The sequence below is a fragment of the Hyalangium ruber genome, from assembly GCF_034259325.1.
GTDB classification, from domain to species: Bacteria; Myxococcota; Myxococcia; order Myxococcales; family Myxococcaceae; genus Hyalangium_A; species Hyalangium_A rubrum.
Window position 1 is genome coordinate 1 of record NZ_JAXIVS010000031.1, and the last position, 26,619, is coordinate 26,619.

Annotated in this window: 20 protein-coding genes; 12 read left to right on the top strand and 8 right to left on the bottom strand. The window is 68.7% G+C overall.

Annotation, left to right across the window (positions count from 1 at the left end; all coding sequences use genetic code 11):
• Together SYV04_RS43010 and SYV04_RS43015 are read left to right on the top strand one after the other, a co-directional pair.
• The coding region (locus SYV04_RS43010) for a globin family protein (protein ID WP_321551946.1) at window positions 1-1,125 on the top strand (1,125 nt) is incomplete at its 5' end.
• A gap of 1 nt (window position 1,126) precedes the next feature.
• Window positions 1,127-2,998: a protein kinase domain-containing protein gene (locus tag SYV04_RS43015; RefSeq protein ID WP_321551947.1), complete on the top strand. Its 1,872-nt coding sequence runs from the start codon at window positions 1,127-1,129 to the stop codon at window positions 2,996-2,998.
• 71 nt (window positions 2,999-3,069) lie between these two features.
• Here the strand turns inward: SYV04_RS43015 and rplC are convergent, their stop codons facing one another.
• The 6 genes from rplC to SYV04_RS43045 all read right to left on the bottom strand — a co-directional run bounded on the left by rplC (window position 3,070) and on the right by SYV04_RS43045 (window position 7,038).
• Complete coding sequence (gene rplC, locus SYV04_RS43020) at window positions 3,070-3,744, bottom strand: 50S ribosomal protein L3 (RefSeq protein ID WP_321551948.1); 675 nt, start codon at window positions 3,742-3,744, stop codon at window positions 3,070-3,072.
• A gap of 145 nt (window positions 3,745-3,889) precedes the next feature.
• On the bottom strand, window positions 3,890-4,663 hold the full coding sequence (locus SYV04_RS43025; protein WP_321551949.1) for a hypothetical protein: 774 nt from the start codon (window positions 4,661-4,663) through the stop codon (window positions 3,890-3,892).
• Window positions 4,664-4,704: 41 nt separating this feature from the next.
• Window positions 4,705-5,100 carry a hypothetical protein gene (locus SYV04_RS43030; protein WP_321551950.1) on the bottom strand — a complete coding sequence of 132 codons (396 nt, stop codon included), beginning with the start codon at window positions 5,098-5,100 and terminating at the stop codon, window positions 4,705-4,707.
• A gap of 130 nt (window positions 5,101-5,230) precedes the next feature.
• The gene (locus SYV04_RS43035; RefSeq protein ID WP_321551951.1) at window positions 5,231-6,298 is read right to left on the bottom strand and encodes a HupE/UreJ family protein; all 1,068 of its coding nucleotides are present in this window, start codon (window positions 6,296-6,298) and stop codon (window positions 5,231-5,233) included.
• A 36-nt stretch (window positions 6,299-6,334) separates the two neighbouring features.
• Window positions 6,335-6,886 (bottom strand): hypothetical protein, encoded by a 552-nt coding sequence (locus tag SYV04_RS43040; RefSeq protein WP_321551952.1) that lies wholly within the window; start codon window positions 6,884-6,886, stop codon window positions 6,335-6,337.
• Window positions 6,883-7,038, bottom strand: coding sequence for a lmo0937 family membrane protein (locus tag SYV04_RS43045; protein WP_321551953.1), 156 nt, complete (start codon window positions 7,036-7,038; stop codon window positions 6,883-6,885). Before SYV04_RS43045 ends, SYV04_RS43040 begins: the two co-directional genes overlap by 4 nt.
• Window positions 7,039-7,339: 301 nt before the next feature.
• On the opposite strand from SYV04_RS43045, the gene SYV04_RS43050 reads away from it, so the two are divergent.
• The 10 genes from SYV04_RS43050 to SYV04_RS43095 all read left to right on the top strand — a co-directional run bounded on the left by SYV04_RS43050 (window position 7,340) and on the right by SYV04_RS43095 (window position 19,500).
• Complete coding sequence (locus SYV04_RS43050; protein WP_321551954.1) at window positions 7,340-8,077, top strand: lytic transglycosylase domain-containing protein; 738 nt, start codon at window positions 7,340-7,342, stop codon at window positions 8,075-8,077.
• Between the two features lie 230 nt (window positions 8,078-8,307).
• Window positions 8,308-8,625: an STAS domain-containing protein gene (locus tag SYV04_RS43055; RefSeq protein ID WP_321551955.1), complete on the top strand. Its 318-nt coding sequence runs from the start codon at window positions 8,308-8,310 to the stop codon at window positions 8,623-8,625.
• A 102-nt stretch (window positions 8,626-8,727) separates the two neighbouring features.
• On the top strand, window positions 8,728-9,708 hold the full coding sequence (locus SYV04_RS43060; RefSeq protein ID WP_321551956.1) for an AAA family ATPase: 981 nt from the start codon (window positions 8,728-8,730) through the stop codon (window positions 9,706-9,708).
• Window positions 9,705-10,682, top strand: coding sequence for a DUF58 domain-containing protein (locus SYV04_RS43065; RefSeq protein WP_321551957.1), 978 nt, complete (start codon window positions 9,705-9,707; stop codon window positions 10,680-10,682). The genes SYV04_RS43060 and SYV04_RS43065 overlap by 4 nt, the downstream gene beginning before the upstream one ends.
• Window positions 10,679-12,673: a transglutaminase TgpA family protein gene (locus SYV04_RS43070; protein WP_321551958.1), complete on the top strand. Its 1,995-nt coding sequence runs from the start codon at window positions 10,679-10,681 to the stop codon at window positions 12,671-12,673. The genes SYV04_RS43065 and SYV04_RS43070 overlap by 4 nt, the downstream gene beginning before the upstream one ends.
• Window positions 12,674-13,035: 362 nt before the next feature.
• Window positions 13,036-13,926 carry an RNA polymerase factor sigma-32 gene (locus tag SYV04_RS43075; RefSeq protein ID WP_321551959.1) on the top strand — a complete coding sequence of 297 codons (891 nt, stop codon included), beginning with the start codon at window positions 13,036-13,038 and terminating at the stop codon, window positions 13,924-13,926.
• A gap of 187 nt (window positions 13,927-14,113) precedes the next feature.
• Window positions 14,114-15,883 (top strand): HEAT repeat domain-containing protein, encoded by a 1,770-nt coding sequence (locus tag SYV04_RS43080; RefSeq protein ID WP_321551960.1) that lies wholly within the window; start codon window positions 14,114-14,116, stop codon window positions 15,881-15,883.
• A 4-nt stretch (window positions 15,884-15,887) separates the two neighbouring features.
• Window positions 15,888-17,207 carry an HD-GYP domain-containing protein gene (locus SYV04_RS43085; RefSeq protein WP_321551961.1) on the top strand — a complete coding sequence of 440 codons (1,320 nt, stop codon included), beginning with the start codon at window positions 15,888-15,890 and terminating at the stop codon, window positions 17,205-17,207.
• A gap of 47 nt (window positions 17,208-17,254) precedes the next feature.
• Window positions 17,255-18,715 (top strand): ABC transporter substrate-binding protein/permease, encoded by a 1,461-nt coding sequence (locus SYV04_RS43090; RefSeq protein ID WP_321551962.1) that lies wholly within the window; start codon window positions 17,255-17,257, stop codon window positions 18,713-18,715.
• The gene (locus SYV04_RS43095; protein WP_321551963.1) at window positions 18,712-19,500 is read left to right on the top strand and encodes an amino acid ABC transporter ATP-binding protein; all 789 of its coding nucleotides are present in this window, start codon (window positions 18,712-18,714) and stop codon (window positions 19,498-19,500) included. Before SYV04_RS43090 ends, SYV04_RS43095 begins: the two co-directional genes overlap by 4 nt.
• An 8-nt stretch (window positions 19,501-19,508) precedes the next feature.
• Here SYV04_RS43095 and SYV04_RS43100 read toward each other — a convergent pair whose 3' ends face one another.
• Window positions 19,509-20,171, bottom strand: coding sequence for an SDR family NAD(P)-dependent oxidoreductase (locus SYV04_RS43100; RefSeq protein WP_321551964.1), 663 nt, complete (start codon window positions 20,169-20,171; stop codon window positions 19,509-19,511).
• 107 nt (window positions 20,172-20,278) lie between these two features.
• Window positions 20,279-26,593 (bottom strand): myxosortase-dependent M36 family metallopeptidase, encoded by a 6,315-nt coding sequence (locus SYV04_RS43105; RefSeq protein WP_479691460.1) that lies wholly within the window; start codon window positions 26,591-26,593, stop codon window positions 20,279-20,281.
• Window positions 26,594-26,619 lie beyond the last annotated feature (26 nt).

Here is a 26,619-nt window from a genome sequence, read left to right on the forward strand (position 1 = left end):
CCGATGCCGGTCGCCGCTCCCGCCGCGCAGGCCGCTCCGCCTCCCCCGCCCGCCTCCAGCGCGCCCCCGGCCCCACGCCCCACCGCGCAGCCCGCGCCCCCGGCCCCCGCGCCGGCCGCCGCCAAGGGCGGCTTGAGCCCACACACGGTGGAGCTGGTCCAGCGCTCCTGGTCCCAGGTGGCCCCCATCTCGGATGCCGCCGCCACCCTCTTCTATGATCGCCTCTTCGAGCTGGATCCCTCGGTGCAGCCGCTCTTCAAGAGCGACCTGGCCCAGCAGAAGAAGAAGCTGATGCAGATGCTGAACGTCGCCGTGGATGGGTTGAACAATCCCCAGCGACTGGTGCCCGTGCTGGAGCAGCTCGGCGCCCGCCATGCCGGCTACATGGTCCAGGATCACCACTATGTCCTCGTGGGCGAGGCCCTGCTGTGGACCCTGCGCGAGGGCCTCGGCGAGTCCTTCACCCCGGAGACCGAAGCCGCGTGGAAGGAGGTCTACGGCCTCGTCGCCGGCGTCATGAAGAAGGCCGCCTCCTCGGGGATCAAGGCCGCTCCGCCTCCCCCGCTCCCGGCGCCTCCCGTGCCCGACGAGATGTCGGTGGCCGCGCCGATGCCGCCCGTGGAGCGTCAGGCGCGGGGTGACGAGACGATGCCCTACCACCTGCTCGCGCAGACACGGGTCATGGGCATGCAACCCTTCGCGCCGCCCTACCCGCCCACCGAGGCCCTCTCGGGCAACGCGGCTGCCCAGGCTGCTCCGGTCGCGGCGACTCCCGTCTCCACGTCGATCTCCATTCCGCTGAACGTGCCGCGCGAGGTGACGCTCAACGTCCACCTCAACCTCAAGATCGAGGCGGACAGCGCCCTGCGCGCCCTGGCCCAGCGGGCCACCCAGCCCCCCGCGCCCGCTCCCGCGCCCGTCACGCCTCCTCGGGGCTCGGTCTCGCCCGTGCTGCTGGTGGCGCTGTGCGTGCTGGTCTCGGTCAGCACCGTCGTCGCCCTCGGGCCGCTCGGCCAGGCCGCCACGGCGTTCTCCCTGAGCGATCTGGCGCGGCTCGCCGCTCCCGTGTTCACGCTGGCCGCGCTCGCCGTCGGCTACTTCTGGGGCCGAGGCCGCGGGCGCTGAAATGGACCCGACCGGACAGCGCATCGGCGCCTTCGAGATCGTCCGACTGCTCGGCGCGGGCGCCATGGGCATGGTGTACCTGGCCAAGGACAACATCCTGCGCCGGGACGTCGCCCTCAAGCTGCTCACCAAGCGCAACGACGAGATCGACCACGAGTTGCATGAGCGCTTCCTGCGCGAGGCCCGCGCCGCCGCACGGCTCATGCACCCCAACGTCGTGCAGATCTTCCAGATCGGCGAGACGGCGCGCTATCGCTTCATCGCGATGGAGTACGTGGAAGGTGCCTCCACACGTCAGGTCGCCAAGCAGCACGGCGGCAGGCTGCCCGAGCCCTTTGCCCTCGAGAAGATGCGCGAGGCGGCCGACGCGCTGCGCCTCGCGGGCTCGATGGGGATCTGCCACCGCGACATCAAGCCCGCCAACCTGCTGCTCAACGCGGCCAAGGTGCTGAAGATCACCGACTTCGGGCTGGCGGCCCAGATGGATGGAGGGGGCACGCTCGGCCAGGCCTCGGCGCAGATCGAAGGCACGCCGTTCTACATGAGCCCCGAGCAGTGGGCCGGCGGCAACATCACCCCCTCCTCGGACATCTACAGCCTGGGCTGCACCTTCTTCCACCTGATCACCGGCAGCCGGCCCTTCGCGGCCAACGACTTCTTCGGCTCCATGCAGGCGCACATCCACAGCCCGGTGCCGGATGCGCGCTCCCTGCTGCCCGAGCTGGACGCGTCCTTCGCCGAGCTGCTCAAGCGCACCATGGCCAAGCAGCCCCAGGAGCGCCCCACGGCCGTGGAGCTCATCGAGCGGCTGGACGAGCAGCTCCTGCGCTGGCGCAACCTCGCCCGCCCCCGAAGCCCCCAGGGCCCCGCCGTGACGACAGGGGGCCCCGCGTCCTTCTCGATCTCCGAGGGCTCCGTCCCCAGCTTCTCCAGCCCCAGCTCCTTCAGCCCCACCTCGCGCACCAACTGGTCGGGGCCCACGGCCTCCTCCCTGATGGAGTCCTCGGGTCGGGAGATCGAGCTGCTGGGCAACCAGAGCTATCACCAGTACTACGCGCTCAAGGGCTACCCCTTCAGCGACATCCGCCAGCCGGCCTCCTTCTGGGAGGGCGGCCCCTACGGCAGCGCCCTGTCCGCCCTCGCCGCGCGGGTGCAGGTGGGCCAGCGCGTCAACGTGCTCGTGGGCCCCTCCGGCAGCGGCAGGACGTTCCTGTGCGAGATGCTGCAGCACAAGCTGCCGGGCTCGGCCGTCTTCTCCATCGAGCCCCAGCTGTTGCTCGGCTCTCGGCTCTTCCTGGCGCTCTGTCGGCAGAGCGGCGTCCACGTCAACCCGACCTCCAGCCAGCGCTTCCTCATCGAGGCCTTCCTGGCACAAGTCACTCCCCCGGACCGGCCGGACGCCCCCGTCGTCATCGTCGTGGATGGGGTGGACCCGAACGACCGGGAGCTGCTCGAGGACATCGACCGGATCGCCCAGGCCGCGCCCCGGCGAAAGTTCTCCCTGGTGCTGGTGGGCACCGAGTCGCTCCCCGAGGGGCTCGTCTTCCAGGGCGCGCCCCCGAGCCTGCTCGCGGGCATCCCGCCCGTGAGCCTCCGGCCGATGACGCAGCAGGAGATGGTCGACTACATCGAGTTCCGGATGCGCTCGGTGGGCGGGTTCGGCTGGGTCTCGCTCGACGCCGCCTCACGGCAACTGCTCTACCTGCGCAGCGGCGGCCTGCCCCGGCTGGTGAGCATCTACTGCCACAACGCGCTCACCCTCGCGATGATCCGCCAGGAGAAGCTGCCCCGGCTGGACACGCTCCGCCTGGCCATGAAGAGCAAGCTCTACCTCACGCCCGAGGGCGCACGCTCCCTGCTGGCGACGGGCTGAAACGCAAACGCCCCGCCAGGAGCCCTCTCGGGCTCCCCAACGGGGCGTCACTGCGCACGACGGCGGAACGACTACGCGCCGCGAGCGGCCTTGTGCTGCTGACGCAGCGCCAGCTTGATGCTCGGCTTGATGATGACCAGCGCGTCGTTGTGGCCGGGGACGGCGCCCTTGATGAGCACCAGGCCCTTCTCCACGTCCACGTCCACGACGGTCAGGTTCTGGGTGGTGACCTGATCCACGCCGTAGTGACCGGGCATCTTCTTGTTCGGGTAGGTACGGCCCGGCGTCTTACGCTGACCGATGGCGCCCGGGTGACGCTGATACTCGTGCGTACCGTGCGTCTTGGTCTGCGAGCCCTTGAAGCTCCAGCGGCGCATGACGCCCGAGAACCCGCGGCCCTTGGTGGTGCCCGTCACGTCCACCACCTGCCCCTTGGTGAACATGTCGGCCTTGACGGCGTCGCCCACGTTGAACTTCGCGGCCTCATCCGGCGTCACCCGGAACTCCCTCAGGTGACGACGCAGCCCCGCGTTGTTCTTCTTGAAAAAGCCGAGCTGGGCCTTGGTGAGCACCTTCTCACGGACCTCGCCGAAACCCAGCGTCACCGCCGAGTACTGATCCTTCTCGGGCGTCCGCTTGCCCACGACCTGGCAGGTGTTGACGTCGATCACCGTCACGGGGACGAGGTTGCCCTCGTCGTTGAACACCTGGGTCATGCCGATCTTCTTGCCAATCAGACCCTTCACGTCATCCTCACTGCGAGCGCGCATAGCGCGGAAAAACTTAATGAAATCAACTGCCTGGCCCGTTCCTGTACCCTCCGGGCGGCAGGAAGCGGCGCAATGTAGCAGACACGCCCCTTACGTCAAGCACCGAGGGAGGATCATACCCTCACTGGGCGCGATCGAGCCTCGGGTAGAACGGTGAGAGTTGCGCATCGGCGATGCGCTGGGCGTAAACGTCCTCGCCGAGCAGGAACAATGCCTGATCCAGGTAGTCTTCCGCCGCCTGGATCTCCTGCTCCTTCTGGCTGATCGCCTGGTCGAAGTCCGCCATGGCCTGCTTGAAGGCCTCTTCCCGGTTCTCCGCCTCGTCATCCATCTCCAGCAGGCGCTTGTGCGCCAGGATGCCCTGCGCGCCGGGCTGGCCAGGGGCCGGGGTGAGCACGTTGTTCAGGTCGTACTCGATGGCCTCGATGTCGCGCTCCAGGCGCATCTGCTTGAGGCGGTTCTTCTTCAGGTTCTCGCGCGCGAGGCCGATCTCCAGCGGATCCACGCGGGTGAGCTCCATGTCGGAGATCTTCGCCTCGAGCTTCTTGAGGCCGTCGGCGGCATAGCGCTTCTCGGCGCGCTTGGAGGCCAGGCCCTTGCGCATGTCGCGCACCTTGCCCTCGATGGCGTCCACCGCCTTCTTCCACTTCTTCACCAAGACCAGGTGGGTGACGCGCTCCTTCTCCTGAGCGGCCTGGAACTCCTGGTAGGCCACGTCCTCCTCGTTCATCTGCTGCTCGAGCTCCGCCAGCTCGTCCCGCCGCGCCACCAGCGCCTCCTCGGCGCGGTAGACGCGATCCATGGTGCGCGGGCAGTTGGGCTTGCCAGCCAACCGATCCCGCGCCAGGTCCCCGAGTTGGAAGATCAGATCGTTGTAGCTCTCGGCCTTGGCCATGGGGGCGGTTTTACGCCCAACCATGGCAGGCTGTCAGCAGCTCAGGAGTCGGCCGGCGCCGCGGCGACCACGTCGGTGAAGCCCACGGCGGGCAGCACCCCTTCGGCCAGGGTGAGCAGCTCCCGGGAGCGATCCTGCTCCTCGGTGCGGTTGAGCTCACACACCCAGGCGGAGGACAGATCCGCGTGCTGCCGGGCCATCTCGGCGGTGGACTCGTAGCGAGCGGCGGCGGTGCGGGCGAACGCCCCCTCCTTGCGCAGCTCGAGGACCAGGTCCTCGCCGATCTCGATGTCCTCCGGAGGCACCGGCAGCGGGCCTCGACCCAAGGCCGCCAGGCGGGCCAACAGGCGCGAGGCGTGTGCCCGACAGAAGGCCGCCAGCACCATCAGCCGCGCCCTCGCGCGCGGATCTCCGACCTTCTCGGCCAACGCCGTCATGCGTCGCGCCGAGACGACTTCGGCTTCCCATGCTGCCGCCAGTGCAGCCGCCAAGCGAGTGTGCCTCGCCCCCATTACCGTCCCCCTTTGACTACCTTCCGCGGCAACCTAGGGATGGGCCTGCGAGGATTCAACCGAGGCGCTCCACCAACCACACCCCTCCTGCCACGAGGATGACGCTGGAGAGCACTCGCACCGTCCACCGGTGAGCAGTAGGCCGGCGTTGGATCAGCCGCATGATGGGCAGCAAGGCCACGACGAGCACGGCCTGCCCCAGCTCCACCCCCAGGTTGAAGCCCAGCAGCCCCTTCACCACCTGCTGGCCCAGGCCGTAGCCGCTCAGCACGCTGGCGAAACCGAAGCCATGCACCAACCCGAAGAGAAAGGTGATGAGGGCGCGGTGCCGGTGCTGGCGCAGCACCAGGTTCTCCGCCGCCACATAGATGATGGAGAGGGCGATGGCGGCCTCCACCCAGCGCGTGCGCTCCGGGTCCAGGAGGATGAAGCCCAGCGCCGTGGCCCCCAGGGTGAGCGAGTGCGCCACCGTGAAGGCCGTCACCATCCAGAGCACCCGCTTGAGCGTGCCGCCCACCAGCAGCAGCGCCAGCAGGAAGGCCAGGTGGTCGATGCCCTCGAAGATGTGCTTCATCCCGAGCTGCACCCAGCCGCCGAAGCCCGGCGCGAACCCCGACGCCGGCGCCGCGCCCCGCTCGGGAATGTCCACGCTCGGCTGGCGGGAGTCGGCGAAGAGCTGGCCCCCCTCTCCACCATAGGTGCCCAGCACCACCTTGTAGTTGGAGGGCAGCAGCGAGAGCACCGTGAACGTCTGCCGCAGCGGGCCCGGCGGACATATAAAGGTGGCGGTGAGCTCCACGTAGCTCTCACGCCTCCGGGCGGAGTGCTCCTTGCGCGCGCAGGAGGCGCCTGCCGCCGTGAGGGGCACCGCGTCCCACAGCCCCACCTTGAGCGCCGCGCGCCGCGCGTCCAGATCCGCCTGGGAGATGTCGCCGTCGCCGTCCGCGTCCGCCGGCAGCAACAGGCTCAGCGTGCTGGCCGTCATCGTCAGCAGCGCGTGGACCTCCGGGCCATCCGCCGGGGCGCGCCGCACCTGCGCATAGATGATGTCCGCGTCGTGCGCGCGGGCCACCCCCGCCCCCAGCAACAGGACGAGCGGCGCCGCGAGTCGTGCCATCCGCATGCGCCGCGCAGCCTCGCGCGGGCGCTGGCCCCGCGTCTACTCCTGGATGAACTGGAGGTGGACCTGCTGCCGGCCGCTCATACCGCCATGGTGGGCGCCGCAACGCGGACAGTACATGGGCCCGTCCCAGTCCCACTCCGCCTTCACGTCCTCGCCACAACACACCATGGGGATGACGCGCAGGTCCTCCGGCTCGGCGGGCAGCGGCTCGGGCAGCGCCTCCGGGGCCACCGCGATGAAGGTGGGCCGCGGGTTGTACGACAGCGTGCGGGACACATAGGCGAGCTGCTCGTAGCGCACGTGGTTGGCCCACGCGCGAGAGAGCGACTCCAGGTAGCTCACGTGCTCGGGAGCCAGCCACTCGTCCGCCTCGGCGTGGTGGCCACAGTAGAGGCAGTGCCAGTGCGGCACCTCCTCATAGCCCTCGTCCGCGTTCTCGAAGGGAAAGAGCGACACCAGCCGGCGCTGCAGCACGCGCGCATCGAAGCGGTTCGGCAGCGTCTTGAAGATCCGGTGGCAACCCGGGCACTGCCGGCGAATGAAGCCCGTGGCGTCCTTCGGCAGTGCCACCTCCACCCGCGCGCTCATGCCAGGACCCGCCGGCTGCGCTTCGACACCGCGAGGATCAGCGTCACCACCGCGAACAGCAGCAGCAGGTGGACCCAGTACCCCTCGGTGGAGCCCGTGGTCATCCCCAGCGCCCACAGCACGAAAAGGATGATGCTCATCGTCCAGAACACGCCCGTCCGCCTCCTGCCCACCCGTCTCGGATTGTCGCCGAAACTAGGGAGCCGCGTGTCCCACGGCAACCCCTGGAGAGGGGAACACCAGTGCTTTCGACAGCCCCGGGTTGGGCAATGATCTTCCACTCCCGGGCATTTTTTCCCCTCTGTCCTGTCCTACCCGGGCGCCTCTCGGGCTCTGAGCTTCCAATGATCTTAATGATACAGGGAGTGCTCCCCAGCCCTTGGCACGGCGGGTGCTTGACGGACCTGGCGTGAGTGTCGAGGGCGCGGGGGTCGGCGCGCCGGGGAGAGTGAGATGGGGCGATGGACGGTGGCGGTGGCGGCGGCGGCGATGTTGACGGGTGCGGCGGTTCCGAACTTTCCGTCGGCGCTTCCGGAGGGGGCTGTCACGGAGACTCCGGAGGTCGCGGAGCTGAGGGCGAAGCTGGCCGAGCAGGAGCTGGCGCTGCGCGAGACGCAGGTGCGGCTGCAGGAGTACCAGGATGAGGTGGCCTACCAGGAGGCGCTGAGCCTGGGGGTGGTGGAGGCGGTGAAGGCCTCGGGCCTGCCGGTCCGGCAGCAGCGGCGGGTGGCGGTGGCCATCGTCCGCGAGGCCCAGCGCAACAACGTGGACCCGATGCTGGTGATCGCGCTGATCCGCTGCGAGAGCTCGTTCAACAACTATGCGGTCTCCCACGTGGGCGCCATGGGGCTGATGCAGGTGATGCCGGCCACCGGCAAGTACCTGGCCGACAAGGCGGGCTTCCGGCTGGGGCGCTCCACCAACCTCTTCGACGCGGAGACCAACATCGAGCTGGGCACCGCGTACCTGGCCGACCTCATCAACCGCTTCGGCTCGGTGGACAAGGCGCTGGTGGCCTACAATGCCGGCCCGGGCCTGGCGAAGAAGATCCTCGCCAAGCGCGAGTCCCGTAAGAAGTTCATGGCCGGCTACCCCGCCAAGGTGGTGGGCGAGTTCCGCAAGCTCAAGGCGAAGCAGGAGCGCGAGCTGACCCTGCGCACCCAGGCGCCCTCCCAGGGCTCCCAGGGCTGAGCGGACCGGAAATTCATTCCGACCGATTTCAAACAGTCCGGAAAATCTTGCTGAAACCGGACTGTAAATTCTGCGGTTCCTGTAGGTGCGTTGGCGACGAACGGTGGAAACCCTTGGATTCACAAGGCTTTCTCGGGATTCGTTTGGTCCGGGAAATGCTACAGCCTCGCAGTCCGTGGCCGTCGTCCGACGGCACCACTCAAGACTCGGCATCAAGGGAGAAGGCAACCATGGCGGGGCTGCAGATCCACCAGGAAGAGCTCGCGGGACGAATCACGCTGCGACTCGAAGGGACGCTCGACTGGCGTACGGCCGCGCAGCTGCGGCACTCGCTGGAGTCGCTGGGCTCCAAGGAGGTCGTCCTGGACTTCGCGCACCTGCGTGAGTTCAAGGACACGGCGGTGGGAGTGCTCACCCGGGACCTGGGGGCGCGCAAGGTGGTGTTCCGGGGCCTGGCGGGGCACCACGAGCGGATGTTCCGCTACTTCGGGGTCAGCACCGGCACCTCGCCGCGCGCCTACTACACCCCGGAAGAGATCCTCGCTTAGCGTGAAGTGGCATGGACGGGCGGTGAGCGGGCCTCCGGGTCCCGCCGCCCGGTATGGTGGGGTCCCGCTCGGAGGACGGCTCGGGTAGACTGCGACCCACGGATGAACCAGCCCGCCCGAGCCCTTGTTGCTGCCCCAACCGTTGCCTCCTCTCGCTCGGTCATGGAGCGAATCGCCGCCCACCTCTCCAGCGTGGTGCAGGGCAAGGAGGCGCAAGCGCGCCTCACCGTCACCAGTGTGGTCGCCGGCGGCCACGTGCTGCTGGAGGACGTGCCGGGGGTGGGCAAGACGACGCTGGCCGAGGCGCTGGCGCGCGCGTGCGGGCTGAGCTTCGCGCGCATCCAGTTCACTGCGGACCTGATGCCCGCCGACATCCTCGGCGCCCAGGTGTTCCACGCCGCCACGGCCACCTTCAGCTTCCGGCAGGGCCCCATCTTCCGGCAGCTCGTGCTGGCCGATGAACTCAACCGCGCCCCGCCCCGCACCCAGTCCGCGCTGCTGGAGGGCATGGCCCAGGGGCAAGTCTCCCTGGATGGTTCCACCTATCCCCTGCCCGCCCCCTTCACGGTGGTGGCCACGCAGAACCCGCTCGACTTGACCGGCACCTATCCGCTCCCGGACTCGCAGCTCGATCGCTTCCTCATGCGGCTGTCGCTGGGGCACCCCTCTCCCGAGGTGGAGGCGCGGCTGCTCACCACGCGCGGGCGCACCCCTCCGGTGGAGAAGCTGGAGCCGGTGACGGGGCCCGAGGAGCTGATCGGCCTGCGCGCCCTGGCCGCCGAGCTGCGGATGGATGACTCGGTGGCCGAGTACGTGGTGCGGCTGGCGAAGGCCACGCGCGAGCACGGCGACATCGAGCGAGGCGCCTCCACGCGCGCGGTGCTGGCGGTGGGCGCCGCGGCCCGCGCCTACGCCCTGTGGGAGGAGCGCGACTTCGTGACGCCCGGAGATGTGCGGGCGGTGCTGGTGCCGTGCCTGGCGCACCGCCTGCTGCTGCGCAGCAACGTGCAGGGCGCGGCGGCGCGGGACGAGGCCTCCCACCTGCTCGAGGAGCTGTCCCGCAAGGTGGCGGCGCCCCGGTGAAGGCTCGGCTGGCGGCCCTCTGGGTGCGACTGCGCGCCCTGCTGCGCCCTCCGCGCACCTTGAAGGTGACGCGCGTGGGCCGCACCTACCTCGTGGTGACATTCGGGGTGGGCCTGGGTGCGCTCAACACGGGCAACAACCTGCTCTACCTGGTGCTGGGCCTGCTGCTGTCCATGGTGGTGGTGTCCGGCGTGCTCTCCGAGCGCTGCCTGCGCCACCTGCGCCCGCGCCGCCTGGGCACCGAGTCGGCCTTCGCCGGCGAGCCCTTCGCGTTCCGCTGGGCCCTGCGCCGCGAGCAGGGCCACGCCTTCGCCCTCACCCTGGGCGAGGTGGACACGCCCCTCACCGGCGAGGGGCGCGTGGGCTACCTGCCCTCGGGCACCGAGCATGTCATCCGCGCGGACCTCACCGCGCCCCGGCGCGGGCCCGTGCAACTGAGCGGCGTGCGCGTCACCACCACGTGGCCCCTGGGCCTGTTCGCCAAGACGCGCGTCTTCGACCTGGAGGGCACGCTGCTCGTCTACCCCCGGCGAGGCTACGCGTGCCAAGTGCCCGGCGAGGCCCTGCAGGGGCTCTTCGGAGATTCGAGCAGCCCGCGCCGCAACGATGGCACCGGAGACGTGGCGGGCCTGCGCGAGCTGGAGCCCCAGGAGGACGCCCGCCGCGTCCACTGGCGCAAGAGCGCCGCCGTGGGAAAGCTGCTCAAGGTGGAGCGCGAGCGCGAGGAGCGCCGCACCTACGTCCTCACCGTGGACGCGGGCCTCACGGGTGATGCGCTGGAGCGGCGCTGCGAGGAGGTGGCCGCCCTCTCCCACGAGCTGCTCGGCGCGGGCCATGAAGTGGGCCTGGAGACGGCGGGCGAGCGCCTGCGCCCCGCCGCCGGCCATGTGCAGGAGCGACGAATCCTCCGCGCCCTGGCGTGGCTGGGCTTCGAGGAGCTGCGCGAGGAGAAGGAAGAGGAGGCAGCGGCATGAGCGCGCCCTCCCGGCTGCGGCTGCGACTGAGGGACCTGGGCGCGGGGGCGGCGTTCGGCTCCATGGCCGTGTCCGGACAGCTCCCGGTGTGGACGCTGGGGCTCTTCGCCCTCGCGCTGATCTGCGCGCTGTGCGGCTGGCGCCTGTTCGCCCAGCGCTCCCGGGCCACGGCGGTGCTCCTGTTGGGCGTGGCGGGCGCGCTGGGCCTGTCCGTGTACTCGGGCCAGCTGGATCTCGTGGTGGCCGCGTGCGCCTTCGCGGGCCTGATCGCCGCCCACCGGCTGCTGTCCACACCCGACTCCCGCACGGATGGACAGGTGCAGCTCGCCGGCCTGCTCATGGTGGCGGGCGGCGCGGCGCTCTCCGGCGAGCTGATCTTCGCCGTGTTCCTGGTGGCCTTCTGCGTGCTGGCCAGCCTCTCCATGGGGCTGTCCGTGGTGGAGGCCGCCGTACCCGAGGGCGAGCCGCTTCCAGTGCGCGCGGTGGTGCGCCCGCTCACGGTGGGCATCGTCTTCGCGGTGTGCGGCGCGGCGGCCTTCTTCCTGCTCTTCCCCCGGCTCAACTGGAACCTCGCCGGGCGGCGCACCTCGCCGGGCCTGGGAGCCACCACGGGCCTGTCGGACACGGTGCGGCTGGGCGGCGCGGGCACGCTCAAGAGCAACCCTCGCGTGGTGATGCGCGCCCACCTCACGCCGGACCCGGGCCAGGAGCAGCTCGGCGCGTACTGGGTGGCGCGCACCTATGACACCTTCGACGGGCAGGAGTGGACGAGCATCGGCACCCCCAAGCGCACGCGCCAGCGGGTGACGCTGCGGCCCGGCGGCGAGAGCTCCATCCACCAGAAGGTGGAGCTGCTGCCCGCCTATGGCGCCCGCACGCTGATCGCCCTGGAGACGCCCACGCGGATGGGCAACGCGGTGGCCTTCGGCGCGTCCGGCAGCCGGCGCACCTCGCTGGCGGAGTTGGGCGGCGGCGAGGTGCGCTTCGCGGAGGCCGGCATCTCCTACTCCTACGAGGCCACCAGCCTGCCGCCGGACGAGGAGGCCTCCACGAAGCTGAGCGAGGTGGAGCGTGGCCAGCTCCTCGCGCTGCCGGACCGACTGGATCCGCGCGTGGCGGAGTTGGCCGACCGCGTGCTGGACGGAGAGAAGGATCCGCTGGCCGCCGCGCGCAAGCTGAGCACCTTCCTCCAGCGCGAGTACAGCTACACCCTGGAGCTGTCCGGAGACGTGGAGGATCCGCTCGCCGACTTCCTCTTCGTGCGCAAGGCGGGACACTGCGAGCACTTCGCCACCGCGCTCACCGTCATGCTGCGCACCCAGGGCTTCTCCGCGCGGCTGGCCGCCGGCTTCTACGGAGGCGAGCGCTCGGGCGAGGACTACATCCTCCGAGCCGGAGACGCGCACGCCTGGACGCACGTGCTGGTGCCCGAGCGCGGCTTCGTCACCCTGGACGCTACGCCCCCCGGCAACCGGGCCAGCCAGTCGGCCGCGGCGCTCCAGTTCCTCACGGGCCTGTACGAGTCGCTGGAGGCGCGGTGGCGCTCGGCCGTGGTGGACTTCTCTTTGAGAGATCAGATGGCGGTGGCCCAGCGCTTCATCCGCCCGCCGCGCGATCCCGGCCGCTCCTCCCGCAGCCTGCCGCCCGCGCGCGTCTGGGCCCTGGCGCTGCTGGCGGGCGTGGGGACCTATGGCGCCTGGCGCCTGTTCGCCAAGCGGAAGTCCACGCCCAAGCCCCTCGAGGCCACGCGCCTGGTGGACGCCGTGGAGCGCCTGCTGCGCGAGGCGGGCGTCCGTACCCACGAGGGCGAGACGCTCGAGGATCTCACCGCGCGCCTGAGCCGGGAGCACAGCCCCCTGGCCGGACCGCTCCAGCCCCTCACCCGTCGCTACCTCGAGGCCCGCTTCGGCCAGCGCCCGCTAGAGGCCGGCGAGGCGGAGCGCTTGCTGGCGCCCCTGCGCCGCTTCCTGGAAGCCCGTCGCGCCGCCTGAGCCCGCTCGCTCCCTCTCCGAGGGTTCGTTCTTGAGCGCACTTCGGACGACACCACTTGGTCTCGTTAGAGGGTTGGAAGGAAGGGTCTCACGACCCACTCTCATTCCCCGAGACTCGGAGGTGACCGTCGACACCCGGGACTTTCTACCAGCACACCAGTCCTGGGTTTTGGGCCTCGGCTTGTAAGTCTTTCACCCTTATCCCCCCCAGCTCACCCGCCCTCCATTCCAAGTCCCTGGAGTTCTTAGGAAATTTACCCCAACGCGTCTGGCACCGTGGTTGCTCTGGACATGGAGCGTGCGGTCGGCAGGCGGTTCCAACCACTTTCGAGGCCTCTGAGGCCCACTCGGGAGCACCCACCATGCAGCTCTCCAACGAGCAGTCGTCCAACTCTGGCTCTCTCTCGATGTACCTCTCGGAGATCAACCACTACGCGCTGCTCACCGTGGACGAAGAGCAGGCGCTGGCGCGCAAGTTCATCAAGGGCGATCTGGCCGCCGGCCACCGCCTGGTGACCAGCAACCTGCGCTTCGTGGTGAAGGTGGCCTACGAGTACCGCTCCTACGGCATCAAGATGAGTGATCTCATCCAAGAGGGGAACATCGGCCTGATGAAGGCGGTGCAGAAGTTCGATCCGGACAAGGGCATCCGCCTCATCTCGTACGCGGTGTGGTGGATCCGCGCGTACATCCAGAACTACATCCTCAAGAGCTGGTCGCTGGTGAAGCTCGGGACCACGCAGGCCCAGCGCAAGCTGTTCTTCAGCCTGGCGCGCACCCGCCGCGAGCTGGAGAAGTTCGGCACCCCGGACGGCTCGGTGGTGAACGTGGACGAAATTGCCCGCAAGCTGAACGTGAAGGCCACCGAGGTGCGCGAGATGGAGCAGCGCATGGGCGGCCGGGACTTGTCGCTGGACGCGCCCATGGGCGAGGACGGCGGCAACAGCCACGTGGACTTCGTGGTGAGCGCCAGCGCGCCGCAGGATGACGAGTTCGCCGACAAGGAGGAGGCGGGCCTCATCAACAACCGCGTCCGCACGGCGCTGATGCGGCTGGATCCGCGCGAGCGCTTCATCATCGAGCAGCGCGTCATGAACGAGCGCCCGATGACGCTCAAGGAGCTGGGCGAGCACTTCGGTTTCTCGCGTGAGCGCGCCCGCCAGCTGGAGATCCGCGCCAAGGACAAGCTCAAGTCGGAGCTGGCCGCGCTGATGGCCGAGGTGGATCCCGACACGGCCGCCGCGACCACCTGAGCCCCGCTCACGGAAGCCTGACGCGGTATCCGCGCCCCTGCCCTTCACCGGCGGGGGCGCGGTCGTTTTCAGGGTGTGGATTCAGCCCACATGGCAAACGGGAAGCGCCGGGCTTACAGGGATCTCTTGGGGCCTTCGAGAAGGTAGACTGAGAGCCCCTCCTTCGCTCGAACCCCCTCGCCCCCCCATGGCCTCGCCTCAGACATCGAATGAAACGGCCGCGGCGTCGGCCGCGGATCCAGTGGTAGCCGATAAGGTGGAACTGGCGCGGAACTTCACCTTCCATCTGCTCAAGGGCATCAAGCAGATCGGCATGTACCGCCACAACGATTCGAAGTTCCCCGAGTTCCTGGCGCGGGCGCAGGAGGCGCTGGCGGGGTACACGGGCAAGCACGGCCCGTTGTCGCTCAAGGTGGAGCAGCAGAACTTCATGCTGCACAACGAGCCGCTGTTCTCCGAGGCCACGCCGCTGCCCTACAAGTTCTTCCGGGACGGCATCCGCCAGCTCATCTTCCGGCCGGGGCTCACGGTGGAGGAGATGGTCACCTTCACGCTGATCGCCCTGAGCGAGCCGGAGCGCGGCGCGGACGACGTGCTGGCGCAGCTGTGGCGGGCGGGCCTGGAGCACGTCGAGTACGTGGTGGTGGAGGGCTTCAGCATGGAGGGCGCCTCCGAGGAGGAGGTGCAGATCGAGGTGGACAAGGTGGTGGGCTACCTCTACTCCCGCCTGAAGACGAGCTCGGAGGACTACCTGCGCTTCGCCCGCGTGAACGCGGAGGATCTGGACGCGCAGATGGAGGGTGTGGAGCAGATCCGCGGCGTGGTGGTGGGCGGCACCTACGCCACGGACACGATGAAGGCGCGGCTCCAGAAGGAGATCGAGGAGGAGGAGAACGCGCGCCTCTTCCCCAAGCTGGTGAGCGCCGTGTTCCAGGTGGTGGAGGGCGGCGTGGACGACGTGGGGCTCCTGGAGGAGCTCTTCGTGCAGCTCCTGGACGCCATGCTCATCCAGGACGACTACGCCACCATCAACCAGATGGTGCTCAAGCTCCGGGCGCTGGTGCAGCGCGAGGACGTGGACACGAGCAACACCAGCCGGCTGCTCTCCTACTTCCTGCAGAAGATGGGGGACGAGCAGCGGCTGATCCGAATGGGTGAGTCGCTCAAGCTCACCAAGCCGAGGAACCCGACGGACATCGTCCGCTACCTCCAGGTGCTGGACGAGAACAGCATCATCACCCTGCTGACGGTGCTGGAGACCATCGAGGTGCCGGAGAACCGCGTCCTCTTGAGCGACGTGCTGGCCAACTTCGCCAAGGTTCGGCCCGAGCCCTTCGTGATGCGGCTGGAGTCGGACAAGCCGCAGATCATCCGGGACATGGTCTACATCCTGGAGAAGGCGCAGCTGCCGGACCGGCTGAAGATGTTCGGCAAGGTGCTCAAGGGCAAGAACCTGGTGGTGAAGCTGGAGGTGATGAGCATCATCGCCCGGGGCCACACCCCCGAGGCGCGTAAGCTCATCGCGGAGATGCTGCAGGATCCCATCTCGCAGGTGCGCATCCAGGCGGCGCGCGTGCTGCCGGAGTTCGACCACGACAAGGCCACGTTGGACCTGCAGCGCGTCATCCGCGACCCGAACTTCGAGAAGAAGACGCAGGACGAGCGCGCGGCGTTCTACGCGGCGCTGGGCAGCACGGGGACGACGGCGGCGCTCTCGTACCTGACGGCGATGCTGGCGGTGAAGCCCTCGCTGCTGAACAAGAAGAAGGTGTTGGACGACAAGCTGCTGGCGATCCAGGGGCTCGCGGGCGCGGGCAACATCCAGTCGTACAAGCTGCTGCAGGGCGTGGTGGAGGACAAGTCGCAGCCGACAGAGGTGCTCACCGCGGCGCGCAAGGCGATGTACCAGACGAAGAAGGCGCTGTTCGGAGACACGGCGTCCGCTGAGGAGGCATGAGGCCATGGCCGAGAACCTGAAGATCACCCAGGCGCAGCAGGAGAACACGTCGGACTTCGGCCGCGCGCACTCGGAGAAGCTGCAGGCGCTGGCGCGCGGCATGGTGTCCGGGCTCTACATGCTGGTGCGTTCGGTGAAGATGTACGACCCGGACAACGCCGTCTTCGAGAAGCCGCTGACGCAGCTCCAGGACATCATCAACCAGATCATCTCCAAGGAGGGGCGGCTGGAGCTGGTGGGCGTCAAGGACAGCTTCTACCTCAACGGAATGCTGGTGAAGGTGGACCTGAACTCCATCGAGAACCAGCGCTACCTGCTCACGGAGCTGCGGGCCAAGGACGTGGGCGGCTTCACGCTGACCAAGCCGGTGACGCTGCCGGAGCTGAAGAACTTCGTGTGGATCTTCAGCAAGGAGCAGACGGCGACCGCGGAGGAGGACGGGCTGGCGGCGCGCAAGCTGCTCAACATGAAGGTCGCCAAGTTCTCCAAGCTCCGCGAGAAGCTGAGCAAGGAGGCCGACAAGCTCGACAACCCGGACGACCAGAAGGTGGACCGCAAGAAGTACGCGATGACGGTGTATGCGCGCGCGGTCTACTTCCTGACGAAGTACCTGGAGTCGGTGCGGGCCGGCAAGCCGCTGAACTCGAGCAAGGCGCTGCGCATCATCCAGGACTTCGTGGACATCTCGTACGACCAGAAGACGCACTTCCTGGGCATGACGACGATGAAGCGCGAGGCGGAGTACCTGGTCTACCACCAGGTGAACGTGGCGCTGATCAGCATCGTGTTCGGTTCGGAGCTGGGGTTGACGAAGCCGCAGCTGAGAGACCTGGGCTACATCGCGCTGTTCCACGACGCGGGGATGGTGACGATCCCCGACGAGCTGTCGACGAAGCGCGGGGCGCTGACGCCGGACGAGAAGGCGCTGATCCAGAAGGCGCCGCTGATCTCGGTGCGCAACATCCTGATGGAGAAGGGCTTCACGCGCTCGACGCTGCTGCGCGTGGTGACGACGTTCGAGCACAAGGCGGACTTCGGGACGGCGGTGCGCGACTCGCGCGGCAACATCCAGATGATCATCCCCAAGACGAACCTGGGGGTGTACGCGAAGATCATCGCCATCGCCGACGCGTACGACGCGCTGACGAGCAAGCGTCCTTACCGGGACGCGTACGGGCCGGAAGTGGCGCTGATGCTGATGTGGACGGAGATGCGCAGCAAGTTCGATCCGGAGCTGCTGCAGATCTTCATGCGGGTGATGGCGATCCAACCGGTGAAGGTGCTGAGCAAGCGACAGCAGAACATGTCGCTGGCGGGAGTCTGAGTCCCCGGTTGCCGCACTGGTGCGGCCCGGAGTAGAGCACGGCGCTCATGAGACGCCTGTGCCTGCCGTGGCTCCTGCTGGGAGTCCTCCTGCCCCTGCTGGGCGCCAGCGCCGAGCAGGAGCGCCCTCCACAAGGGGCCCTGGCGCGCATCCAGGCCGAGGGAGTGCTCAAGGTGGCGATCGACGCCACCTACCCTCCCATGGAGTACCTGGAGAACGGCCAGCCGGTGGGCTTCGACGTGGACCTGTCGCGGGAGATCGCCCGACGGCTGGGCGTCACGGCGCAGTTCATCGTCATGGACTGGGACGGCATCCTCGCGGGGCTCACCTCGGGGCGCTACGACATCATCGTCTCGTCGATGAACATCACCCCGGCGCGCCAGCAGCAGGTGGACTTCGTGGAGTACGCGCGCATGTCCCAGGTCTTCGTCACCACGCGGGACCGGGCCATCCGGACCGAGCAGGAGCTGGCGGGCCACAGCGTGGCGGTGCAGACGAACACCACCTCGCAGCGGTGGGTGGAGGCGCTGCGCCAGCGAGGCGTCGCGGTGCGGGAGATCCACGCCTTCCCCGGCGCCACGGAGTGCTTCTCGGCGGTGAAGTCCGGCCAGGCGGAGGTCGTCGTCATCGATGAGCCGGTGGGCCGCTTCTTCTCGCGGCGGGACGACACCTTCGTCATCACCGGACAGGCGCTGGATCCAGAGCCCATCGGCATCGCCATCAACAAGCAGGACGCGGAGCTGACCGCGGCCATCGCCCGCGCGCTGGAGGACATCCGGCGCACGGGAGAGTACCAGCGGCTGTCCGAGCAGTGGTTCGGCGGCGAGCTGGGCAAGGCTCCGCCCCCGCTGGGCTTCTGGGCGTTCTCGTGGACGGTGGTGGTGCCCCGGGTGCTGCAGGGGCTCGGGGTGACGCTGCAGCTCACGCTGGCGTCCGGAGGGCTGGGCGTCGCCCTGGGGCTGCTGGTGGCGCTGGCCCGCATCTCCCGGCGCGCGGTGCTGCGCGGCATCGCACGGGCCTACATCACGCTGTTTCGCGGCACTCCCCTGCTCCTGCAACTGCTGTTCATCTTCTTCGCGCTGCCGCTGATCGTGGGAGTGCGCCTGGGACCGATGGCCGCGGGACTGGTGGCGCTGTCGCTCAACGCGGCGGCCTACATCGCGGAGATCTTCCGGGCGGCCATCGAGTCGATCGACAAGGGGCAGATGGAGGCGGCGCGGGCGCTGGGGATGAGCTACGAGCTGGCCATGCGCCGGGTCATCCTCCCGCAGACGTTCCGGCGGCTGATTCCCCCGCTGGTCAACGAGCTGGCGGCGCTCTCGAAGGACACCTCGCTGGTGATGGTGATTGCCCTGCCGGAGATGCTCTACGAGACGAAGCAGCTCGCGGGCACGTACCTGCGCCCGGAGGTGTACGCCTGGGCGGCGGCCGGTTACCTCATCATCGTCGTGGCGCTGTCGACGCTGGCCCGGTGGCTGGAGCGGCGGCTGGAGGCGCGAGGGGCATGAGCGGGCCGATCATCCGCGTGGAGGGACTGCGCAAGGCCTTCGGCGAGCGAGAGGTGCTCCGAGGCATCGACCTGGAGGTGGCGACCGGCGAGGTGGTCGTCATCATCGGGCCGAGCGGCTGTGGCAAGTCCACGCTGCTGCGCTGCCTCAACGCCCTGGAGACCCCCACCCAGGGGCGCATCTGGTTCCGGGACGAGCTGCTGGGGCAGCAGGAGAAGAACGGGCGGCTGATTCCTCGGCCCGAGGTCGAGGTGGACCGGCAGCGCACGCGCATTGGCATGGTGTTCCAGCGCTTCAACCTGTTCCCCCACATGACGGCGCTGGGCAACGTGATGGAGGCGCCCATGCGCGTGAAGGGGCTCTCCCGGGCCCAGGCAGAGGAGCTTGGGACGAAGCTGCTGGGGCGCGTGGGCCTGGCGGACCGGAAGGACGAGTACCCGGCGCGGCTCTCGGGAGGACAGCAACAGCGGGTGGCGATTGCCCGGGCGCTGGCCATGGAGCCGGACGTGATGCTGTTCGACGAGGCCACGTCCGCGCTGGACCCGGAGCTGGCGGACGAGGTGCTGCAGGTGATGAAGGACCTGGCCCGGGAAGGGATGACCATGCTGGTGGTCACCCACGAGATGGCGTTCGCGCGCGAGGTGGCGCAGCGGGTAGTGGTGCTCGACGCGGGCGTCGTCCTGGAACAGGGTCCGCCCTCGGTCATCTTCACCCGGCCCTCGCAGCCGCGCACCCGGGAGTTCCTGCGCAAGGTGCTGCACGCGCACCCGGGCGACGAGGCGTAGAGCGCGGCCTACTGGTAGACGAGCTCGTGGTTCCAGGTGCCCACGGGCTGGGCGTGGAGGCGCCAGTACTCATCGGCGATGAGGTCCGGATCGAACTTCGTGCCGGGCTTGATGAAGCCGGCGATGGTGACGGTGGCCACGTGGATGCCCTGGGGCTCGAGTTCCTTGGCCAGGCTGAGGGCGAGGTTGCGGATGCCGGCCTTACCGATGGCCAGCGAGGCGAAGAGCGGCATCGGGTCGATGGCCAAGGAGCCGCCGGTCAACAGGATGGTGCCCCGGCGCCGGTGCGTCATCGCGGGATAGGCCTGCTGGGCGGCCACGAGCGCCCCGGCGACGTTGACCTTGAAATCCCCGACGAGCTCCTCGAAGCGCTCTTCGATGATGCTGCCAGTCTTGCGCAAGGCGGCGGCGTTGTAGATGAGGACCTCGGGAGCACCGAGCGCCGTCTCGGCCTTCTCCATCCCATGGATGAGGGAGCCCGGATCCGAGGCATCCGCGGAGAAGGCACGGGCGTGGATTCCAGCCTCGCGCAGGTCCTTCACATGCTCTTCCAGGGGCTCGACGCGTCGGCCGAGCAGCGCGACGGGGTAGCCCTCCTTGCCGAAGCGCTTCGCCACGGCGAGCCCGAGGCCAGGACCGGCCCCCACGACGATGCAAGCCCCCTTGTTCATGTCCACCCTCCCCTGAAACGTTACCGCGCACGGGTCGTCAAAAACGCTCGCGCCCCAGGGAAAGAAGTCCCCTGGGGCGCGGCGCTTCAACTTTCTACTTCAGCTTCTTACTTCAGCCACTGACGACGGCGGCTCAGCAGCGCCATACCGATCATCAGCAGAGGCATCAGCGAGCCGGCAGCGGAGCTGTCCGACGAGCAGCCGCAGCCGCCGCCGTCCTCACCGTCGCCGTCGCCGTCGCCATCACCGTCGCCGTCGCCATCGCCGTTGCCCGTCGGCTTCACCGTGATGGACACGGTGTCCTCGGCGGACGCGCCGCGGGCGTCGGTCACCTTCAGCGAGAACGTGAGCACCGTGTTGCTGCTCACGTCCGGCGCGGTGAAGGTGGCGCGCTCGGCGTTGGTGTTCGTCAGCGTCACGTTCGGACCCGCCGTCTGCGTCCACGCGTACGTCAGCGCGTCGCCGTCCGGATCCGTGCCGCTGCCGCTCAGCGTCACCGTGGCACCCTCCTGCACCTCCTGGTCCGCACCCGCGTTGGCCGTGGGCGCCTGGTTGTCCGGAGGCGGCTGGGTCACGTTGCGCACGGTGATGCTCACCGTGTCCTTGTGAGACAGCGCGCCGTCGCTCACCGTCAGCTCGAACGTGAGGACCGTGTCGGCCTCCACGCTCGGAGCGGCGAAGCTCGGCTGAGCGGTGTTGCCACCCGTCAGCGTCACCGTCGGACCGGCCGTCTGCGTCCAGCTGTAGCTCAGCGCATCGCCGTCCTGATCGGACGAACCGGAGCCGTTGAGCGTCACCGTGGCGCCCTCGTCCACCGTCTGGTCAGCGCCCGCGTTGGCCACCGGCGCGTGGTTCTCGCCCGTGCCCACGTTGCGCACGGTGATGCTCACCGTGTCGGTGCTGCTCAGCGTGCCATCGCTCACCGTGAGGGAGAACGTCAGCACCGTGTTCGCCGCCACGCTCGGCGCGGTGAACGTCGGCTGGGCGGTGTTGCCACCCATCAGCGTCACCGTCGGACCCGCCGTCTGCGTCCAGGCGTAGGTGATGGGGTTGCCGTCCGGATCCGAGCCAGAGCCGTTGAGCGTCACCGCGGCCCCCTCGTCCACCGTCTGGTCCGCACCGGCGTTGGCCACCGGCGCGCGGTTCTCCGGCTGGCTCACGTTACGAACGGTGATGTTCACCGTGTCGACGTGGGTCAGCGTGCCATCGCTCACCGAGAGGCGGAACGTGAGCACCGTGTTGGCGTCCACGCTCGGCGCGGTGAAGGTCGGCTGAGCCGTGCTGGCACCCGTCAGCAGCACGCTCGGGCCATCCGTCTGCGTCCAGGCGTAGGTGATGGGGTTGCCATCCGGATCGGACGAAGCGGTGCCATCCAGCGTCACCGCCGAGCCCTCGTCCACCGTGCGGTCGGCGCCGGCGTTGGCCACCGGCGCGCGGTTCTCGCCCTGGCCCAGGTTGCGAACGGTGATGTTCACCGAGTCCTTGTTGTTCAGCGAGCCATCGGACACCGTCAGCTCGAACGAGAACACCGTGTTGGCGTCCACGCTCGGAGCGGTGAAGGTGGGCTGCGCGGTGTTGGCACCATTCAGCGTCACCGTCGGACCGGCCGTCTGAGTCCAGAAGTAGGTCAGCGCGTTGCCGTCCGGATCCGTCGAGTCGGTGCCGTTGAGCGTCACCGCCGAGCCCTCGTCCACCGTCTGGTCAGGACCGGCGTTGGCCACCGGCGCGCGGTTCTGGTCCACGTTGGCCACGATGACGGTCACCGTGTCGGTGTTCGTCAGCGTGCCGTCGCTCACCGTCAGGCTGAAGATCAGCGTGGTCGCCGCATCCACGCTCGGAGCGATGAAGGTGGGCTGAGCGGTGTTGGCGCCGGTCAGCGTCACGGCGGGACCGGCCGCCTGAGTCCACGCGTACGTCAGCGTGGTGCCCGTGTCCGGATCGCTCGAGCCGGTGCCGTTCAGCGTCACCGTGGTGCGCTCGTTCACCGTCTGGTCCGCACCGGCGTTGGCCACCGGCGGGCGGTTCTGGGCGACGTTGTTCACGGTGATGGTCACCGTGTCGGTGCTGGTCTGCGCACCGTCGCTCACCGTCAGGCTGAAGGTCAGCGCGGTCGCCGCCGTCACCTCGGGCGCCGTGAACGTGGGCTGGGCTGTGTTGGCGCCGGTCAGCGTCACGGCAGGACCGGCCGTCTGCGTCCACGCGTACGTCAGCGTGGTGCCCGTGTCCGGATCGCTCGAGCCCGTGCCGTTGAGCGTCACCGTGGCACCCTCGTTCACCGTCTGGTCAGGACCGGCATTGGCCACCGGCGCGCGGTTCACGTTGTTCACGGTGATGGTCACCGTGTCGGAGCTGCTCAGCGTGCCGTCGCTCACCGTCAGGCTGAAGTCCAGCGCGGTCGCCGCATCCACGCTCGGAGCGGTGAACGTGGGCTGAGCGGTGTTGGCACCGGTCAGCGTCACAGCCGGACCGGCCGTCTGCGTCCACGCGTACGTCAGCGTGGTGCCCGTGTCCGGATCGGACGAGCCAGCGCCGCTGAGCGTCACCGCGGCCCCCTCGTTGACCGTCTGGTCCGCACCGGCGTTGGCCACCGGCGCGCGGTTCACGTTTCTCACGGTGATGCCGACGATGTCCGTGCTCGTGAGCTGGCCGTCCGTCACCACGAGGCCGAACACCAGCACGGTGTTCGCCGTCACCTCGGGCGCCGTGAAGGTGGCCGTAGCGGTGTTGGCACCGGTCAGCGTCACGGCCGGACCGTCCGTCTGCACCCACTCGTACGTCAGCGTGTCGCCGTCCGGATCGGACGAGCCGGTGCCATCGAGCGTCACCGTGGTGCGCTCGTCCACCGTCTGGTTCGGACCCGCGTTGGCCACCGGCGCGGTGTTGGCCTCGCACGGATTCTGCTCACCCGCGAGCACCGGGAACGGCGTGTTGGTGATGCCGTTGAAGACCAGGTTGTCGATGTCCCAGCCAATGCCGGCCGTGTTCACGTCGGCGCCGATGCGGAAGCGGATCTGCACCATCTGGCCCTGGTAGGCCGTCCCCAGGTTGACGGTGACGTTCAACCACTCCGGGTAGTTCTCGCTGTAAGCAGCGTAGGCCTCCCGGTTCTCCAGCGGGTTGAGCCCCCCCTCCTCGAGCGGACCGACATAGCCCTGACCCGCGGCGATCGCGGCGCCAAGGTCCGTCCACGTCTGGCCTCCATCGTTGGACAGCTCGATGACGCCGCCGTCGAAGAAGTAGACGTTGCCCAGGATGTCGACGCCGTACTCGAAGTCATAGCGGTGGTCGAACGAGAAGCTGAAGTCCCCCGTGGGCGACACATGGAGCAGCGGCGAGATGAGGTAGATGTCCGACGGCAGCGTGGGGTTGGCGCCGTAGTAGTAGTGGACGTTCGGCTCCTCCTCGTAGCGGAACCACGGCTCGTAGAGCCCCAGGTCCGGATCGTGGTCCGAGGTCCACGCACCCTCGTAGTTGCTCTCCACGTCGTCGGAGGAAGAGGCCTCCAGCACGTCGTCGGTGTTGACGCGCACCGGGAAGGTGTAGGTGCGCGCCCCCGGGATGGCCTGCTCCGCGTCACTGTAGGTCACGGTGATGTTCGGCAGCTGGATGCCCGCGGGGCCATTGAGCTGCACGGGGATCTCCGCGATGAACGAATCGCCCAGGTCGAGCGGCGGGAAGTTCACCGTGGCACCGTTGGGGAAGCTGAAGCCCGCGCCCGCGGGTGCGCTGACGGTCGCGGTGGTCTGGCTCAGCGGTCCGGTGCCCGTGTTCTGGAGCCGCACGAGCACCACGCCGGTCTCGCCGTTGTCCAGCACGCCGTCCTCGTCGCACGAGGTATCACCCTCGAACAGCCCGACGCCGGTCAACTCCACGTCCTTACCAGTGACGAAGCCCTCCACCACACCCGCGTGGGTGGTGGAGCCCGCGAACGGCGCCTGAGCGCGGAGGCCCGCGCCGCGGCGGGCGAAGGCCGCGTGGCACCGCTGGAAGTCCTCCACATCCACCGCCTGGATCAGCGACAGCAACGCGTCGCGCGCATCGAGGAAGGTGGGCGCCGGCGGGGTGAGCTGATAGCCGTACGTCACATAGAGCTTCATGCGGAACTGCGCTTCATCGAAGCCGTGCGCGTTGAGCAGCGACGCGTAGCACTCCCAGAGCATCGAAGCCCACACCTCACCGGAGTTATGCACCTCGGAGTTGGGGCCACCGGAGTCCGGGCTGATGGGCGCGGTGGTCGGCAGCGCCACGCCGTCCTCGATGTGCTTGAAGGTGAGCGGGTTCTTGGTGAAGTCCGTGGAGTACGGGAAGCGCCGCAGACCATAGAGGTAGCCGTCGTTGCCGCCACCGCTGGAGGCATAGCCAGCCGCGCCGTACGCGCCCTGCCAGGTGTCGTTGCCAGGAGCCGCCTGGTCCTCCGCGCGCACCATCATCAGCAGCGCGTGGAAGTCCGCCCAGCCCTCGCCCATGGAGATACCCTGGTTGTTGCTCAGGCCGGCGCCGTCGTAGACGAGGCGGTTGGAGATGTAGTGGCCCCACTCGTGCGCCACGATGCCGTTGTCCAGCGTACCGTCGCGGTACACGTCCGGCTCATCGGCGAACATGCGCACCGTCACGCCACTGGGAATGTACGGCTTGATGGCGTTGCCATCCTCCTGGTTCACAGAGAGCGTGGGGATGGTGATGGTGGGATCGCTGCCGCCCATGCCCGGGGGAGCGCCCGGCTGGTTGTTGGCGACCATGACGCCCACGGCGCCGGCGTCCTGCGCGTTCTTCGCCTTGACGACGAAGTCGCAGTTACCGCGGTCGATGACGGCGATCTTCCCGGCGATTTCCGCCGCGTTGGAGAAGGGCGCATCGCACCCGTCCGTCGGGGAGACACCGCCCGCGTCCTGCACGAGCGCCAGTTGGGCGGTGACCTCGAACGACAGGGGCCCGAAGGCCGCCGTGTTCGTGCCGTACTGGCGCGCGATGGGCGCGGGCGCGAGCACGTCGAGGGTGACCTCCACGTTGGGAGTGAACAGGAACATCTGCATGCGCGGCCGGGCACCGTCGCTCGGCGTGGCCATGCTGGCGTTGTTCAGGCCGCTGAAGTCCTGCGCCTCGGCCCGCAGGCTGTCATTGCCGAGACCGCCGCGACCGAAGTTGTCGGTCTGCGCGTTGCCCGCCGCCTCGTCGAAGCCGTAGTCGTAGAACCAGTCGTGCAGGAAGTTGGTGATGTAGAAGAGGTTCGTCACCGCCGCCATCTGCTGGTCGGTGCTGACGTCGGGCTCGAGCGTCACGTCATAGACGCGATCGAAGACGCCCGGCGCGGTGGTGGTGGCGCGGAAGTCCTGGGCGTCCCGGCCGTCGAGGCCGGAGATGTCCACGTACGCGTCGACGTTGTTACCCACCGTCTCGGTGGCGCCCGCCGGCAACCAGGGGTCCCCCGCGCTGAACGGCGCGCTCTCGAGGGTGATGAGGCTGGGGGCAATGAAGGGCGCCTGGTACCCATCCGGAATGCCCGTGGGGTGCGGAGTACCCGCGAAACCCTGCGGACCGTCCTGGGGGATGTAGTTCGGCGCGCCTTCGGCCCACACGCGGTAGGAGAAGGCGTCAGCGACGGTAAGGTTCTTGCGGAAGAGCACCCGCCCGTCCTGCGCGGAGATGACGTAGGCGTAGTAGTCCGCCTCGGAGCGGTCTGGCAGGCCGGTGTTGAGCTCCAGGTACCAGGCGGGCACCAGCCGGTCATTCGCCGGGAAGAACACGCGCTTGGCGCGCGCGGGCGTCGCCATCCGCACCGCGTAGGTGGAGGTGAAGGCCGGGGCGATGTCGTAGGAGGTGTAGGGGCCCTGCGCCTTGCCGGAGACGGTGAGGTTGGAGACCTCGAGCCGCTGGCCGTTGAGATCCTCGAAGGCCCGAGCGATGGCGGAGGGCGCATCCAGGGTGAACTTGAGCTTTCCGCTCTGGGACTCGGGGTTGGCGTTCGGGTTGAGCTTGCCGGAGACGGCGATGAGCTCGCGGCGCTGGTTCATGAGCACCGTGAACTGCTCACGGAACAGCTCTACGCCATCCAGTTCCTGCTTGAAGGTGACGAGGATGGGGCCCTTGCCGGAGTCCTGGATCTTCGCCGGCAGGATGGAGGCCACGTGCTCGGGCAGCTTGTACTGGGGCGCGAGCCGACTCAGGTGTACGCGAGCCGCCTGCTCCGGCGACATCCGCTGGAGCGCCGACAGGACGCGCTCATCCATCTGCCCCTTGTCGCCCCACATGAAGGTGGGCGTGCTCTTGCGCGGATCGATCCGCGAGGGGCGCGCATCCTTCGACTTCAACCGCTCGGGCCCCGCCTTCCGAGAGGCAGACTCACGCTTGAGGGAGGTGTCGATGTTCGGGAGGTCCTTCGCGATTGCTGGCGACCCCGAAGTCGCCAGCATGAGGCCAGTCATGGCCGATAACCATCGCTTCACAGTGT